Below are 15670 nucleotides of genomic sequence, written 5' to 3'. Positions count from 1 at the left end.
TTACTCTGAAGTCACAATACTTCCAACAACACAGTTGGTTTTAACAAATGCTTTTTCTGCTACCTTTTGTATATCTTCAGGGGTAATTTTTTCCAGTTTATCTAATATAGTGAATAATTCATGCCAGTCCCCATAAATTCCTTCATACCAAGCTAATTCTAAAGCTGTATGTAAGTTACTATCAAGATATCTGACGAGTTCTGCTTTTTTCCTTGAAATTATCTTTTCCAACTTTTTCTTTGGAATTAGCTCCCTTTTCAAGAGTTCAATCTGTTCATAGATAGCGGTTTCACACTCTTTTGCTGTATGGTTGGCGGCTGGGGTAGCCCAGGATAAAAAGAGGGATGGATATTTTGGGCTTGGGACAAAAGCATTACAACCTACATTAGTAGCTATTCTTTTATTTTTTACTAAGCTCTTATATAAAAGAGAAGTGCGTCCCCTACCTAAGTAATCGGCTATAGTCTCGTAGATAATATTATAAGGGGCTTTTCCACTCGGACAATGGTAACCAATATAAAGTATCGGTTGAGCCTGTAACTTAAGTTCTATTCTTTTTTCCTCTTTTTGAGTAATCTCCGGAATTTCTAAAGGTAAGGGGGGCTCTTTCTTAGGTAGCCTGCCCCAGTAAATCTTTGCCAATCTTATTACTTCGTTTGGCTCTACATCGCCTACAATAGCTACAATTAGGTTAGATGGAATATAATACTTATTAAAGAATTCTCTTGCTTTTTCCCTTGTAGCTGTGAGTATATCTCCCATAAACCCAATTACTGGGTGTCTATATGGATGACCTTGAGGGAATGCAGTGAGAAAGAATTGCTCCCATAATTTGCCTTGTGGGCTATCTTCATATCCTATCCTCCTCTCTTCAGCAATTGGACCTTGGGTTTCAATATAGAATTCTCTCAAAACTGGTGATAGAAACCTTTCCGATTCCATACACATCCAGAGTTCAAGTTTGTTAGATGGTAGTCTACAATAATATGCTGTGTAGTCATTGGAAGTCCCTGCATTTATGCGCCCACCTTCTATTTTCATAATTTCACTAAATTGACCAGAAATACTAAACTCTTTAGAACTCTTTTGAGCAGCCCTAAATGCGGTCTCTAACATTTTTAGGTTTATAGAATCGAGCTTATCTCCTTTTGCTCTTTCTTTAAGTATCAACTCAAAAATACTATCTTCAGCTGCTATTGCTTTTTGCTCCAGTTCAAAATCTTTTGTCCCAATCTCTTTAGTGCCTTTAAATGCCATATGCTCAAGTATATGTGCCATCCCTGTAATACCTTCATATTCATCACTACTTCCTACTTTTGCAAATGTAACAAAAGAAGCTACAGGAGCTTCGTGTCTTGGTAGAATAAGTAGGGTTAGCCCATTATCAAGTTTATACTCTACTATCTTGTCTTCAATTGATTGAAACCCTGAGAAAGGAAATAAAGAGACAGCAACTGTAAGGCATAAAAAACTAAGTATAATCACTCTCATCTTTAAATAAAAATATAGCCTGTTTTCATTAGTTGTCAAGAATAAATAGGAATTTACCTTTTTGGTTGACAAAAATAGAATTTTGGAGTATTTTATTAATATGAAAGTTTACGACTCTATAATAATTGGGGGCGGAATTTTTGGTTGTGCCACTGGATATGAGCTTGCAAAACTTGGATATAAGGTACTATTAATTGAGAAAGAATACTTGGCATCAGGGTCAACTGGAAGATGCATAGGAGGAATAAGACAACAGTTCTCAACTCCGGGAACCATAAGAGCTGCAATGGAGAGCGTGCGTATTTTTAACCAAATAGAAGATGAGTTTGGAATCGCAGTTGACTGGCATCAGGGTGGTTATTTATTTCTTGCACATTCAGATTTTGAAAAAGAGAGCTATCTAAAACTTATAAAAATTCAGAAAAAACTTGGTCTTGATGTTGAATTTATTTCTGCAGAAGATGTTTTGAAAATAGCACCACAACTTGAGGTATCTGACCTCACTGGTGGAGCATATTGTCCATCAGATGGGCAAGCTAATCCATTTCTTGTAGTCAAAGGATACGCTGCCGGAATAAAGAGACTCGGTGGCGAAATCCTACCTTACACAGAAGTGACAAAAATCAATACAAAAGATAGACGTGTCACTTCAGTTTGTACCCATAAAGGAGATAAGTACTCGGCTCCTGTTATCATAAATGCAGCAGGTGCTTGGGCTAAAGAAGTTGGTAAACTTGTAGGAGTCGCTCTTCTATTAGAGCCTGAGCGCCATGAAGCCATAGTTACTGAAGAAATCCCATTTAGATTATTTGAGCCAATGATAGTAGATTATAGGCCAAGCTGTTACTTTCAACAACTATGGGCTACTGGTCAAATTATAGGGTGTTACACTCCAGAATCTCCAGTCAAAGGTATAATGAGGGACTCATCATTTGAGTTCACATATGAATTTCCGAAGCGTATATTGAGACTAATGCCTAAGTTGGCTGAGCTAAAAGTTATTCGTCAATGGGCTGGCTGGTATACTATGACCCCGGATGGTAACCCAATCATTGGAGAAACTGAAGTAAAAGGGTTTTGGATACTTGGTGGCTGTTGCGGTCACGGTTTTATGCTTGCACCTGCACTTGGTAAGTGTATGGCAGAGCTTATTGTTAAAGGAACTACCTATATCCCTATAGATGAATTCTCTATTACACGAGAGTTTAAGATTGAAGAAATTCTACGATAAACGAATTTTAAAAATGTCATTGTGAGCGTAGGCAAAGCAATCTCAATGCGTAGTAGAATACCAAAAAGAGTCTCAGTACTGACTGTAGAGGATTTAGTTATTTTTCCTAATATGGTTGTCCCTCTTATCGTAAAAGATGATAGGTCTACAAGATTGGTAGAGCATGTCCTTGCTTCACAGAATAAAATTGTTGGCACTTTCACACTTAAAGCACCTCATCTTGATGAGCGAGATGAGCATAATTTTTACCAAATAGGGTCTGTATCTATTATTCTAAAGATGCTTAGATTTCCTGATGGTTCTGTAAGAATAATTGTTCAAGGGTTAGAAAGAGTACAAATTAAAAGAATTGTTCAGCGAGACCCATTTATGGAGGTAGAGATTGAACTAATAGAAAAGGTAAAAATAAAGAAAGATTTAGAACTTGAAGCCCTTATGCGCGATGTCTCAACTACATTTCAGAAAATTATAAAACTCGCCCCTTATTTATCAGATGACCTACAAGTTTATGCAATGAACATTTCGTCTCCATCAAAGCTTGCAGACTTTGTTGCTTCTAATCTTACTCTTACAGTGAAAGAAAAACAAGCGCTACTTGAGATTCGTGACCCAAAAGAAAGGTTGACTTACCTTCTTCCAATTCTTGCAAAGGAGGAGAGTATTCTTGAGCTTGGTGAGAAGATAAAATCAGATGTGAGAACAGAGGTTAGTAAGACACAGCGAGAATATTTCTTAAGGGAACAGCTTAAAGCAATCAAAAAGGAACTCGGTGAGAAAGATGAACGCACAGTAGAGGTTGAAGAATTTAAAAAAAAGATAGAAGAAGCTAAATTACCAAAAGAAGCAATGGAAGCGGCGTATAAGGAACTTGACCGCCTTGAGCGTATGCCACCCGCATCTGCTGAGTATACAGTTTGCAGAACTTATCTTGACTGGCTTACTTCTTTGCCCTGGGAAAAGGAGACTGATGATAATCTTGATATAGTACGTGCCCAAAAAGTATTAGATGAAGACCATTACAATCTTAAAGATGTAAAAGAAAGAATTATTGAGTATTTAGCTGTCCGAAAATTAAAAGCCGATACAAAGGGACCAATTTTATGCTTTGTTGGTCCACCGGGTGTAGGTAAGACTTCGCTTGGTATGTCAATTGCACGTGCTCTTGGTAGGAAGTTTGTTAGATTCTCACTTGGTGGAGTAAGGGATGAAGCTGAAATAAGGGGACATAGAAGGACTTATGTCGGCGCTCTTCCAGGTAGAATAATTCAAGGGATAAATCGAGCTATGTCAAGGAATCCTGTATTTATGCTTGATGAAATTGATAAGGTAGGCGCTGACTTCAGAGGAGACCCGGCTGCCGCTTTGCTCGAAGCACTTGACCCAGAGCAGAATAAGAGCTTTTCAGACCACTACCTTGAGATTCCATTCAACCTTTCTCATGTTATGTTTATCACAACAGCAAATATAGTAGACCCAATCCTACCTGCTCTAAAGGACCGTATGGAAATAATCCACCTACCCGGGTACATTCTTGAGGAGAAAATGAAGATAGCAAATAATTTTTTAATTCCAAGACAGATAAAGGAAAATGGATTAACTCCAGAGCTTATAGAATTTACAGATGGTGCCATTCGTGAGATTATTCAAGGTTATACTCGTGAGGCAGGAGTAAGAAATATTGAGCGTGAGCTTGCAAATTGTATAAGGAAAGTTGCAAAACAAGTAGCGAGTGGCAAGAAGAAGCGTAAAACTGTGATAACTACCAAGAACTTACTTTCATTCCTTGGGCCACCAAAGTTCTTCTCAGAGTTACGAGACAGAGAAGGTGAAGTTGGTGTGGTTACAGGGCTTGCATATACTCCTGAAGGTGGTACAATTATGTTTATTGAAGCTACAAAGATGAAAGGTAAAAAAGGACTTAACTTAACTGGTAAACTTGGTGATATAATGAAAGAATCAGCTCAAACTGCTTTGTCTTATGTACGGTCAGAGGCAACGAAATTTAAAATTCCCGAAAACTTCTTTGATAAATATGATATACACATTCATGTTCCTGAAGGCGCTATTCCAAAAGATGGACCTTCAGCAGGTATTGCTATAGCTACTGCTCTTGTCTCATTATTTAAAAATATACCAGTCAATCCGGGTATAGCAATGACGGGTGAGATTACTCTTCGTGGTAAAGTCCTACCTGTAGGTGGTATAAGGGAGAAAGTAATAGCAGCTAAGCGTGCAGGGATACATACTATAATTCTTCCTGATTGGAATCGCAAAGACCTTGAAGAAATTCCATTCTATGTAAAGCGTGGGCTTAAATTTAAATTTATAAAAAGAATAGACGAAGCAATACACATAGCACTCTCAGATAAATAAGTATGTGCTTACCGCAGCAAAATAAGCTTTTCTTTCTTTATGTAATCTTTTGCTACAAACTTTGCAAAATAAATGCCAGTCGGAAAACCTTTAGCGTTCCACTTTAATGTATAATAGCCAGGCTCAGTCTCTCCATTAACCAGTGTCTCCACTAACCTACCACTTGCATCGTAAATCTTCAAATTTACTATTCCCTTTTTAGGTAGGGCAAATCTAATTTTAGCTTCTGAACCAAATGGATTTGGGAAAATTTGTAATCTGTAATTTGTAATCCACCTGCACACATTGGACCACTCGTTCCAACTGTTGGACCTGACCAAATAGGCTCAAATATCACTTTACCCAGAGCCGGATTATCGTAATAGTCGTAGATATGCGCCCTTATTGTATCCAAATCCATTGTTCCCCAATAATTTCTCTGTGCCCAAATAGTATTAGCAGTATTATTATAGACATCGTATTTACTATTACCATAGATTACATTTCTTGACTCCTTATTCGCATTCTTATCACCAAGATTAGGAGTAGACTTACCATCTATATACACACCATAGTTTGTGTTATTCACTATATTAGTGAGCTTAACAGTCGGAGCTGAACTACCAGAGGTAAAGATTCCAGTCTCATTATTCATAATTGTGCTATTCTTAACCTCACCACTTGACACATCTGTATACTACACCCCCGTTGCATTACCAAGTAAAGTATCATTCTTTACATCTACAACAGCAGTATTTGTTGCATATACGCCTGCATCCCACGAGTTCATGATAATTGAATTCTTAACCTCTGTATTGCCCTTATCTACCCATACCCCTCTATTATTATGTGTAATAGTATTTTGCTTAATACTCAACTGGTCGGCAAGTGAATACACACCTGTATCCAAACAGTCACTTATCCTACATTTCTGGAGCTCAAGTTTTCTATCCTTATCTAACACAGATATTCCACGATACGCATATTCAATCTCACAGTTCATTATCTTCTCATTTGGAGTTTTACTATCATCAATAGGTTTAAACAATTCTATCCCTGTATTCTCCATACTACCCACTGTCATAATCAGCAGCTCCATCTATGTAATCTTTGGCTCTATATTTGATATTTGATTTTTAATTTTTGATTTTCTATGCAAAAGAATCTTGACATATTTACCTCCTATTTTAGAAAACTACCATTTTTCCCATAATTCTAAACTCTTCCTCAAGTAGGTAGCAAAAATATATGCCACCGCTTAGATTCTTTCCATATTTATCCTTCCTGTCCCATATTACACTATAATGTCCTTCTTTTTGCTTTTCATTAATAAGCGTTATTACTTCCCTCCCTGATAAATCGTAAATCTTCAGGGTCACCAAAGATGAAATTAGTACACTGTAACTGATAATAGTAGACTTGGTAAGCGGATTTGGGTAATTTTGTAAATCCAATTTTACATTTTGCATTTTGCACTTTACGCTCTCTTCTATTCCTATGTCAGGTCCTACCTTTATAAGCCATACATCATTATTACCCATACCAAAAGACTCAGTACATCCAGCTATGATATACCCTCCATCTAAAGTCTGTTGCACTGAATAGCCATGATCACCGTAAGTTCCACCATAGGTCTTATCCCAAAGCTTATTGCCAAGTGAATCTGTCTTTATAAGCCAGATATCAGACTCACCCGCCCCGTAAGATATGGTATATCCAGTTATAATATAGCCACCGTCAGAGGTCTGTTGCACCGATACGCCTACATCCGAACCATATCCGTCAAATATTTTTGTCCAAATTGTGTCTCCATTTGCATTTGTCTTTATAAGCCATGCACCCTCACCGGAGAAATAGACGGTAGATCCAGTGATGATATATCCATCATCTTTGGTTTGCTGCACAGAGTAGCCTTTATCATCATAACTTTTACCAAAGGTCTTCGTCCATACTGTATCACCAACTGAATTTGTCTTTATGAGCCATACATCACACCAACCTGCACCAAAAGAGTGAGTATATCCAGTTATGATATACCCTCCATCTGAAGTCTGCTCCACAGAGTAGCCAATGTCCTCGCTACTTCCGCCATAGGTACGTGTCCATAATGTATCTGGCTGTGCTCTAACTACCTGAGGGATAGCCATAATAAGCATCGATGAGGTTAGACCAAAAACTGAAATATAACTTTGAATTTTTACTCTGCTCATCTTATTTTATACTATACTCTAATTTCTTAAGAAATCAAATATTTTCTACTCCCCCTCCCTGGTCATCACTCCAAGGCTCTACCCAGATTCTCACTCATGGATTGATTGTAAGTGTCACACCCTCACCCCTTAGAGCGTGAAGGGGACAGAGCCCACATTTATGGTTTTGCCTCTCTCCTTGACTCCTATATTTTTTCTATCAACCACAATATTTTATTTCTTCATTTTAATTTTAGCTCTAAATTCCCGAGAGAAAAAATCAGACTTGACACCATTATTTTTAAATAAAATAATATAAAGAAAGCGCTTCTCTTCATTTTACCTCCCTTTTAATTTTTCTACTATTAATAAATATAGAAGCTCACCCCTAATTGAAGAGCCATACCATCCAGTCTCATATTTGTCACGGTGCACCTCCCTTTTAGGTCAGTTCTAATATACCGCATGCTCATAAACAGTGCTATATTTTGGGCAATTTGTGATTCAACACGTCCAAAGAGGTGGACCTCTAATGAATTTTGTAATTGGATCCTTTCGATCGGTCCCATGCCATACCCCCCTCTACAAATACCTCCTCCTCCTATGGATGCAATACTTCGTTTTTCCAGTATATCATAGCTTACGTCACCGCCAATAAACATTAAATCTTTGATACCTCGAGAAAGTTCTGCCATATTATACCAGTCCATACGATATCCAAAAAGATGACTTATAGTTAATGCAAGTTGCCAATGTGGTTTGATTTTATAAAATATATCACCACCATACATTGCAACCCAATAAAGTGAGATGGTGTCCATTTTTCCCCTAAATTCTTCTATAAACGGACGGTAAATGAAGCAATGTGTTCTTACACCAACAAGTTGTCTTATCTTGTTGACTTCTTCAGATTCTGTGCTATGGAAGATATTCTTAGAACCTAAAACACTTATTTCAATTAACTCTCCTATACCAATTACTTGTGCACTAAGGGGTCTCATTGAGAACCCAATAGAATAGGGATATAAACTGTCAGAAAATATTTTAGACCCCGATAAAAAGAATAATAAAGTGAATAAAGACGCCGCTTGAATTTTCACTCTTATCATCTTATTCTAAATTCTCAAGAAGTCAAATATTTTTGTTGCACTCCTCCGGTCATCTTGATTAGGTGCAAAATAAACTGTAACCTTGGCTTTATCGTCAAAGTTACACCCCAATCCACCCCTACATCCCCAGTTATATACATATCCGTCCGTATCAAAGAAATAAAAACGTTCCTTTATTCCTACTTTTTTATTTTTTTATAAATGTGGATTAGATTTCCTCTATCTCTTTTGGAGCACCAAGTATAGATTCAATTTTTAATGTAATAATTCTACCAACACCCTCTTTTTCAAAATCAATCCCAACTCCTTTTAAAAGCTTTACTATTTCCTTTCCTGTTCCTGCATTTTCAGCTATTGCGATAATCATTTTAGAATATACTCTCCCTCTCAAGCTAAACCTAATTCCTGCAAATATTGGGACTTTGTAAGCAAGTGTACGCTCCATTGATTCAGAATCAATTGTAATTGCATCCTCTATACCAAGTTCAATAAGACAGGAGAGGACGCTATCCAAATCTTCTTCATTATATAGAATTATGATAAGTAAATACATAATTATTTTCTATGAATTATCCTTCCTTTCTTTATTTTCACTTTTAACTTCTCTGGCACCACACCGTCAAAATCTCTTATCACTTTCATTACGTCTTTCGGATTTTCTGATTTAAGTAACGCATCTCTCATAATCTTTGACTTCAAAAGTCTTGCAACCTTAGCAACTGCTTGCAAATATTCTTTACGCATCTCAACTGGGGCGGCAATCATAAAGATTAAGTGTACAGGGTTCTTATCAACAGCGTTAAAATTAACCCCCTGAGCCGTCCTTCCAAATGCTATCATTAGTTTCTTAACCGAATCCGACCTTCCATGTGGGATAGCAATACCGTCTCCGATGGCTGTCGATTCTATCTCTTCTCTCTTCTTAATACCAGTAATAAATTCACCTTTATCCTTAATTATTTCTTTCTTTATAAAAAGTTCTACAAGTTCTTCAATAACTGCATCTCTGTTTTTACCTGTAAGGTTACAATTTATGAGTTCCTCATCTATCAATTCCTGTAAAAGCATTTTACCTCCCTCTCTCTTTTCAAGATTTAACTATAAATTTTTATAAGTGAAAGCATTTTAACACGTTTAAAGAAAAAAATCAAGTAAATTAATAATAGAGTATCTGGCATCCTCTCCACTTCCACAATTGAATAAGATTGCCTCACTCTCGCTTGCAATGACAAGCAAAATTACTTGCACGTGACTTTAGTTTCAAGTTTTTTCTTGAAATATCCTCTTGATGAGTATGTTGGCTCAATAGTTATTTCAATCAGATACTCACCAGACTTGGCTACTTCACCCTTGTTGTCTCTTCCATTCCATACAATATTGTGGCCAAAAGCTTCTTGTTTATAAAATGGAATAAAATCCCTTATTAGGTTTCTTTGATAGTCGTATATCTTTGAAGTTATATAAGCTGGTTCAGTTAAATATATAACTATTGTTGTCCCTTTTTCCTTTGGGTCGAAAATTGGTGGATAACATCCTTCTATATATCCATCTACACCAATCCAGTAGTAATCTATCGCCTCCTGTTCTACAATGAAAACCTGGCCAAACCTTCTCCAAATTGTTATTCCTCTGGGGGACACAAATTCTTTATCCCGTACCCCTCGTCTACCAAAACTTGTAATGAGCCTTAAAAATCTATCAAATTTATGAATACAACAATTTAACCTGTCTACTACCCACACATTTTCGTAATAATCAATTGCACAATCTGAGAAATTGGCGTCAGTAAGTTTCAAGTCCTGTAACTCTCTACATACAAGTAATTTTCCATCTAAACTAAATTTCTGAATTCTCTTACCGAGTTCATCAATTACTACGATGAAATCATCTTTATAGTATGACCAGTATTCTCCTTTATCTGCAACAGCGATTGCAGTTGGTTTATTTAATCCTCTTATCTCCTGTACAAAACCTCCATCCTTAGATAGAACCTGTATCCTATCGTTCCCTTTGTCAGCTACCCATATCCTACCTTCTGAGTCAATTGTCACATCCCATGGTTCATCAAATTCAACAGTATCGCACCCAAATGACCCAATTGATGCCATCCACTTCAATGAATCGATCTCATTTTTTAGCTTAACTATTCGGTTATTACCAATGTCTGCCACATATACATCTCCCTCTGGATTTGCATCAATCCCCTGGGGCCACCAGAATTCACCCACATTGGAGCCAAATCTGCCATAAATCCCTATCTCGGTGAGTGATTTATTGTATATAATCTGATTTGCCCACGAATTTGTGCAATAAACTGTAAGTTCATCATCATCCTCTCCATCATTTGGGTTATCAAGAGCTTTTAATTTACAGCACGCAATTCCTTGAGGTTCTTGAAAAGATAGTGACTTACCAAAAATTAGTTTCACCTCATATGATGTAACACGACTATAACCCATTGTATGCCCAAATGGAGGTTGTACAAGGGTAGTAGGGTTATAACTAAGAAACTCAAAATTAAGAACTAAAAATGCAAAATTAAACATAAACTTAAAGCAAAATCACCGATTTTGCACTCCAAAATTTAGTTCTTTTCTCATAACAATGGCATCTTCGCCATCAGGGTAATACGACTTCTTTACTTCCACTTTTTTAAATCCAAATTTTCTATATAAATTTATCGCTGGAAGGTTACTGGTTCTAACTTCAAGTGTTGCAACCTTTTTACCCAGTTCTTCCCCATACCTGATGAAATTTAAAAGTATCCTACTTCCAATTCCTTTCCTTCTATAACTTGGTTTTACAGCAAGGTTCACTATATGAACCGATGATTTAAGTTGAATAACCATTCCATACCCTATAATATCTCCGCTTTCATCCCACACGACGGATAGGGTATCCTTCATTGTAAGCACCTGTAAGAATGCACTCATTGGCCATGGAATTTTGAAACATTCGTTCTCTATTTGTTCAACCATTTTGAGGTCTTTAATTTCCATCTTCCGGAGCATTATTTTTAGATTTAACACAAGAATAAAAATAACTTTTAGCGTAGAACTACATTAATGAAATATAAAACTACTGCAATACGATAAGTTTATTTGCTGTCTTAAAATTATCTATTTCTATTTTGTAAAAGTAGATACCAGATGCTACTTTCTTCTTATGAGAATCGCAGCCAGTCCATCTTACCTTATGATATCCTGGTCCCTGGGTTCCATCTGATAGAGTCAGGATTTTTTGTCCTAATAAATTATATATAGAAATTCTTATAAATGCCGTATAAGGTAACCAATATAAGATTTGAGTCTCCTCTGTAAACGGGTTAGGATAACTTTGGAAAACAGTAAACACTTTTGTAGTCTTTAGAAAAATTTCATAAATTTCTTGCAAGTTATTATTTGAAACATATATATTCCAGTTACCTGATTGGCAATTTTGCCATACAACCCATACTCCTGACGAATCAGCTGTTATTTTTGGATTAATATCAGGACCTGACAATCCTATCACTTCAGGGCTTGTCCAAAGTGTATCATCTAAACGGCTTGCATAAATATCCCATTCTCCATCTACTTTACCCTGCCAGACAACCCAACACGTCCCATTCCAGTCTGTGGTCATATCCGGAAATAAGCTATTTTGAGTATTTAAAGTTATTTTCTTAGGAAGACTCCAATCTGAACCGTTATAGTAGCTTGTGTATATATTACCCACACCCTCATCAAATGCTTGCCATCCAACCCATACTCGACCACTGCTGTCAGCTGTAGCCGCAGGTCTATAAGCACTCACCTGGATACCAGAAATAGGACCTATTTCTATCCAATTTGAGCCATCATAGTGACTACCCCAAATTTCAGAACTTTTTGGGTTGTATCTGCAATAAAATATCCAAGGTAAATTAGTCCCGTCAATGACTATTACTGGTGATACTTCATCATCATTAGTTTGAGTAACTCTTTGAGCAGGTGCCCATGTTCCATCTTGAAAGTAAGCTGTGTAGATATTAGAGTTTACATCTCTCCTCGTTTGCCAAGTGAGCCAAAGTTTTCCATCTCTACTATTTGCAAGATTAGGATGTAAGTCACAGCTTGGGTCAGATGATACAAGCATAGGATAAGACCAGTTGTTGCCATTGTATTGGCTGTAATACAGGTTGTAGTGGAGAGCATTCCTACCCATATTTGCCCATATTGCAATAGGCTGTGAATTATAGATTCCAATTGTTGGATTAAAATCCCAATACTCATCAGCTCCAATATTCATTACACTCGACCAACCACTCATATCCCTGTAAGCACAGTATATATCAGACCTGCCATTGTTAGCTGAGCGTCCCGACTCCCACACTACCCAAATCTTTCCATCAACACCCGAAATTATGTCTGGATTACCATCAGACTCAGGATGTGATGCTACAACTTCTGGAGTTGACCATCCATTTGATGGGCACTGTTGGACTCTTAATTGAGATATATTGCATTTCTTTTGTCCCAGTGGTTTTAAAGTAGGGTCACCAAGTATATTTAACCCATAGAACCAATCTATAGATTCTTCTCCATGTTGTATAAACCATTCTTTAAATGCTTCCCCAACACTATTTCCATTACCAATAGGGGTATAAAAATCTTTAAAATAAAGCATAGACCCGGTTTTTGTACTTCCCACTGTCAATAGCCCATATAAATCATTAAATATATACCAACCTGCTAAATAATTCTCTTCTACAAATCTTGTCCCTGAACATGCAAATAGATTATAAAACAAAGCGTAGGGCTTTAACACAAATATTTCGTAATTAAAGACAGTGCCCCGGAATCCGGTTGGAACTCTAAATGTATGTGTCCATGGTGAAGAGTGGGCACACAACTGTATCCATTCGTATCCCTCACCTAATTTACTTCTGTACCCATTTGCTGTAGTTGCTGTCTCATTTTCTACCACTCCCACATCTGTATAGACTGAACTTAATCCACAGTCTCCAAATCCAACCCAATCATCATCCACAAATGATAATGCCCTTTGTGGCACCCCTAAACCTTCTGTCCTGTATAGGTGGTTTTTCTCAAAGTATCGCTTAAGAAGCCTTACTTCATTATCCCAAAGCAAAGGGCGAGCGTAGAGTCTACTGACCCAAATTTCTGGTCTAACATCTCCTGTGTGTTCATCATAAATACCGTCACCGTCGGAATCAAGCCAGTCTCCATTCAAATCCATAAAATACAAGTCAATTGGAAACTCTTCCCAAGACCAAAACCCGTTAGACTCATACCAAGCTACAGGGATCTCACCAATAAATATAGCACCTACTAAATTAGGTAATGCTGCAAGCCATGCTCGCAGTGCTTGGTGGTCCATACCCGAAACTGTATCTACCTGCACCGAATAACCTGCATCAACAAGGTCTGTACTAAACTGATTTATTTCAGCTACAAGTGCAGAATAAAGTCGAGGGTTTACGAGTATATCTACTAAATTTATCTCTTTTTTCTCACTCCTTTGCCCTTCTTATTTATGTGTTCTCTGTGTATAGAAAGGCGGTTTTATAATCTTTGCGGGTTCAAGTTTTTCCCTACAATCTATCTCAATTTCTGTATTTACTTCATCGTATGGAATTTTTACATACCCTAATCCAATAGGTTGATTTATTGAGGGTGAAAAGTTACCACTTGTGACCTCACCTATCTGTCTACCTTGTTTAAATATCTTATAGTGCTGTCTTGGAATAGCTTTACTTTTCATTACAAATCCTACAAGTTTTCTCTTTAACCCTTCCTCCTTTTGTCTAACGATTGCTTCCTTACCAACAAAATTTGGTTTATTAAGTTTCGTTATCCAGCCAAGTCCAGCTTCAAGTGGGTTAGTTGTCTCATCTATATCGTTTCCATACAAACAGTACTTCATCTCCAGTCTCAGCGTATCTCTTGCCCCAAGTCCAATAGATTCAATATCAAAACTACGCCCTGCTTCAACAATTTTATCCCAAACTTCACTCGCATATTTTACAGAAAAATAGATTTCAAACCCATCTTCCCCTGTGTAGCCGGTTCTTGAAATAAATGCGTGTACTCCAGCAACTTTACCATTAGCTCCCCAATAATATTTCATTTTAGATAAATCAATATCTACCAAAGGTTGCATTGTAGGCTCTGCCATCGGACCTTGAACTGCAAGTTGTGCAATCTCATCACTTACATCCACTATTTCTATACCCTCTAACTTGTGTTCAATCATCCATTGATAATCCTTCTCTCTATTAGCTGCATTTATGACAAGCAAGAATTTATCAGGAAGACGATAAACAATAAGGTCGTCAACTATACCACCATTTGGATAACACATACAGGAATACTGGGCTTGAAAAATATTGAGTGCATAAGGGTCATTTGTTGTCAGCTCACTAACAAATCTCATAGCATTAGGACCGTGAATCTCAACCCTCCCCATATGAGATACATCAAATATCCCAACTGTAGACCGCACTCGTTTAACTTCATGTAGTATTCCTTTAAACTGTATAGGCATTTCAAATCCAGCAAATGGTACAATTTTGCCACCAGCTTCTACATGCTTCCCATAGAAAGGAGTTTTTTTAAACATAGTATCTCCTATTTATCCACAGGATCCTTCGGAAATGCCTCATAACATACTATCTCTTCAATAGATTTACGTATCTTTGGACCTGGAGCATCACTTGGGTAGCCAATTGGAAGTAGAGCTACTACTTTATATTTAGCCGGTATATTAAGTATTCGTTTAACTTCTTCCTGTGCGAATGCACATATCCAACAGCTACCAAGCCCAAGTTCCACTGCTTGCAATGTCATATGGTCAACAGCAATAGCGAGGTCTACAGCGTATTCTGGGACCCCACACCTCATTACATGCACAGGGTCAAGAGAGACTGCTGCAATAACAACTGGAGCTTCACCAACAAATTCCTGGTTAGCTGCTGCACGGGCAATTGCTTTCCTGCGAACTGTGTCGCGTATGACTATAAACTTCCACTGCTGTCTGTTGGATGCAGAAGGTGCAAGCCGGGCAGCCTCAAGTATCTTATTTAAACTATCGTCAGGTATTTCTTTATCCTTGTACGCTCTCACACTCCTTCTTTCTTTTATGGCATCACTTACATCCATAATACCTCCTCTTAATAAGTTTCAAATCACAATCACCAAATTACAAACAAATCTCAAATCCCAACCGAATCACAAATTCTAAGTTTATAAAAATATACTCCAAAAAAAGTAAAAATCAACAAAAATTTAAATTACCAAAAAGACGACAATTACTTT

At 37.2% G+C, this 15670-nt stretch carries 15 protein-coding genes; 2 read left to right on the top strand and 13 right to left on the bottom strand.

The window, feature by feature from the left end; all coding sequences use genetic code 11:
- The gene (locus tag QMD71_01785; protein ID MDI6839580.1) at positions 1–1491 is read right to left on the bottom strand and encodes a pitrilysin family protein; all 1491 of its coding nucleotides are present in this window, start codon (positions 1489–1491) and stop codon (positions 1–3) included.
- Positions 1492–1591: 100 nt separating this feature from the next.
- Here QMD71_01785 and QMD71_01780 point away from each other — a divergent pair, with 100 nt between their 5' ends.
- Both QMD71_01780 and lon read left to right on the top strand, forming a co-directional pair.
- On the top strand, positions 1592–2722 hold the full coding sequence (locus tag QMD71_01780) for an FAD-dependent oxidoreductase (GenBank protein MDI6839579.1): 1131 nt from the start codon (positions 1592–1594) through the stop codon (positions 2720–2722).
- Positions 2723–2767: 45 nt separating this feature from the next.
- Positions 2768–5095, top strand: coding sequence for an endopeptidase La (gene lon / locus QMD71_01775; protein MDI6839578.1), 2328 nt, complete (start codon positions 2768–2770; stop codon positions 5093–5095).
- A gap of 8 nt (positions 5096–5103) precedes the next feature.
- Here lon and QMD71_01770 read toward each other — a convergent pair whose 3' ends face one another.
- The 12 genes from QMD71_01770 to QMD71_01715 form a co-directional block, all read right to left on the bottom strand.
- Entirely contained in the window at positions 5104–5379 is a 276-nt protein-coding gene (locus QMD71_01770; protein MDI6839577.1) for a T9SS type A sorting domain-containing protein, read from the bottom strand.
- On the bottom strand, positions 5283–5762 hold the full coding sequence (locus QMD71_01765) for a DUF1565 domain-containing protein (GenBank protein MDI6839576.1): 480 nt from the start codon (positions 5760–5762) through the stop codon (positions 5283–5285). Before QMD71_01765 ends, QMD71_01770 begins: the two co-directional genes overlap by 97 nt.
- Positions 5763–5771: 9 nt before the next feature.
- A complete protein-coding gene (locus QMD71_01760) occupies positions 5772–6158 on the bottom strand; it encodes a right-handed parallel beta-helix repeat-containing protein (GenBank protein ID MDI6839575.1) in 387 nt (128 codons plus the stop codon).
- A 103-nt stretch (positions 6159–6261) separates the two neighbouring features.
- Positions 6262–7284: a T9SS type A sorting domain-containing protein gene (locus QMD71_01755; protein MDI6839574.1), complete on the bottom strand. Its 1023-nt coding sequence runs from the start codon at positions 7282–7284 to the stop codon at positions 6262–6264.
- A gap of 344 nt (positions 7285–7628) precedes the next feature.
- Entirely contained in the window at positions 7629–8264 is a 636-nt protein-coding gene (locus QMD71_01750) for a hypothetical protein (GenBank protein MDI6839573.1), read from the bottom strand.
- 316 nt (positions 8265–8580) lie between these two features.
- The gene (locus QMD71_01745) at positions 8581–8925 is read right to left on the bottom strand and encodes a hypothetical protein (protein MDI6839572.1); all 345 of its coding nucleotides are present in this window, start codon (positions 8923–8925) and stop codon (positions 8581–8583) included.
- 2 nt (positions 8926–8927) lie between these two features.
- Entirely contained in the window at positions 8928–9440 is a 513-nt protein-coding gene (locus tag QMD71_01740) for a PTS sugar transporter subunit IIA (protein MDI6839571.1), read from the bottom strand.
- Between the two features lie 170 nt (positions 9441–9610).
- Entirely contained in the window at positions 9611–10918 is a 1308-nt protein-coding gene (locus tag QMD71_01735) for a hypothetical protein (GenBank protein ID MDI6839570.1), read from the bottom strand.
- A 15-nt stretch (positions 10919–10933) separates the two neighbouring features.
- Positions 10934–11371 (bottom strand): ribosomal protein S18-alanine N-acetyltransferase, encoded by a 438-nt coding sequence (rimI, locus tag QMD71_01730; protein ID MDI6839569.1) that lies wholly within the window; start codon positions 11369–11371, stop codon positions 10934–10936.
- A 79-nt stretch (positions 11372–11450) separates the two neighbouring features.
- Complete coding sequence (locus QMD71_01725; GenBank protein ID MDI6839568.1) at positions 11451–13757, bottom strand: T9SS type A sorting domain-containing protein; 2307 nt, start codon at positions 13755–13757, stop codon at positions 11451–11453.
- A 126-nt stretch (positions 13758–13883) separates the two neighbouring features.
- Positions 13884–14975 carry a glycine cleavage system aminomethyltransferase GcvT gene (gene gcvT, locus QMD71_01720; GenBank protein ID MDI6839567.1) on the bottom strand — a complete coding sequence of 364 codons (1092 nt, stop codon included), beginning with the start codon at positions 14973–14975 and terminating at the stop codon, positions 13884–13886.
- Between the two features lie 8 nt (positions 14976–14983).
- Positions 14984–15514 carry a nitroreductase family protein gene (locus QMD71_01715; protein MDI6839566.1) on the bottom strand — a complete coding sequence of 177 codons (531 nt, stop codon included), beginning with the start codon at positions 15512–15514 and terminating at the stop codon, positions 14984–14986.
- Positions 15515–15670 lie beyond the last annotated feature (156 nt).

It is taken from the genome of bacterium (assembly GCA_030018315.1).
Classification (GTDB): domain Bacteria; phylum Hydrothermota; class UBA3073; order JACQXS01; family JAGMCI01; genus JASEGA01.
Note: the sequence above shows the minus strand (reverse complement) of the source record. Positions and strands in the feature narration are given on the sequence as shown.

Excerpts from the sequence above, each read along its gene's own strand:
- QMD71_01750 (MDI6839573.1), bottom strand. The coding sequence starts at position 8,264 with ATGAGACCCCTTAGTGCACAAGTAATTGGTATAGGAGAGTTAATTGAA.
- QMD71_01715 (MDI6839566.1), bottom strand. The coding sequence starts at position 15,514 with ATGGATGTAAGTGATGCCATAAAAGAAAGAAGGAGTGTGAGAGCGTAC.
- QMD71_01735 (MDI6839570.1), bottom strand. The coding sequence starts at position 10,918 with ATGTTTAATTTTGCATTTTTAGTTCTTAATTTTGAGTTTCTTAGTTAT.
- QMD71_01785 (MDI6839580.1), bottom strand. The coding sequence starts at position 1,491 with ATGAGAGTGATTATACTTAGTTTTTTATGCCTTACAGTTGCTGTCTCT.
- gcvT (MDI6839567.1), bottom strand. The coding sequence starts at position 14,975 with ATGTTTAAAAAAACTCCTTTCTATGGGAAGCATGTAGAAGCTGGTGGC.
- QMD71_01740 (MDI6839571.1), bottom strand. The coding sequence starts at position 9,440 with ATGCTTTTACAGGAATTGATAGATGAGGAACTCATAAATTGTAACCTT.
- lon (MDI6839578.1), top strand. The coding sequence starts at position 2,768 with ATGCGTAGTAGAATACCAAAAAGAGTCTCAGTACTGACTGTAGAGGAT.
- QMD71_01760 (MDI6839575.1), bottom strand. The coding sequence starts at position 6,158 with ATGACAGTGGGTAGTATGGAGAATACAGGGATAGAATTGTTTAAACCT.
- rimI (MDI6839569.1), bottom strand. The coding sequence starts at position 11,371 with ATGGAAATTAAAGACCTCAAAATGGTTGAACAAATAGAGAACGAATGT.
- QMD71_01755 (MDI6839574.1), bottom strand. The coding sequence starts at position 7,284 with ATGAGCAGAGTAAAAATTCAAAGTTATATTTCAGTTTTTGGTCTAACC.
- QMD71_01780 (MDI6839579.1), top strand. The coding sequence starts at position 1,592 with ATGAAAGTTTACGACTCTATAATAATTGGGGGCGGAATTTTTGGTTGT.
- QMD71_01745 (MDI6839572.1), bottom strand. The coding sequence starts at position 8,925 with ATGTATTTACTTATCATAATTCTATATAATGAAGAAGATTTGGATAGC.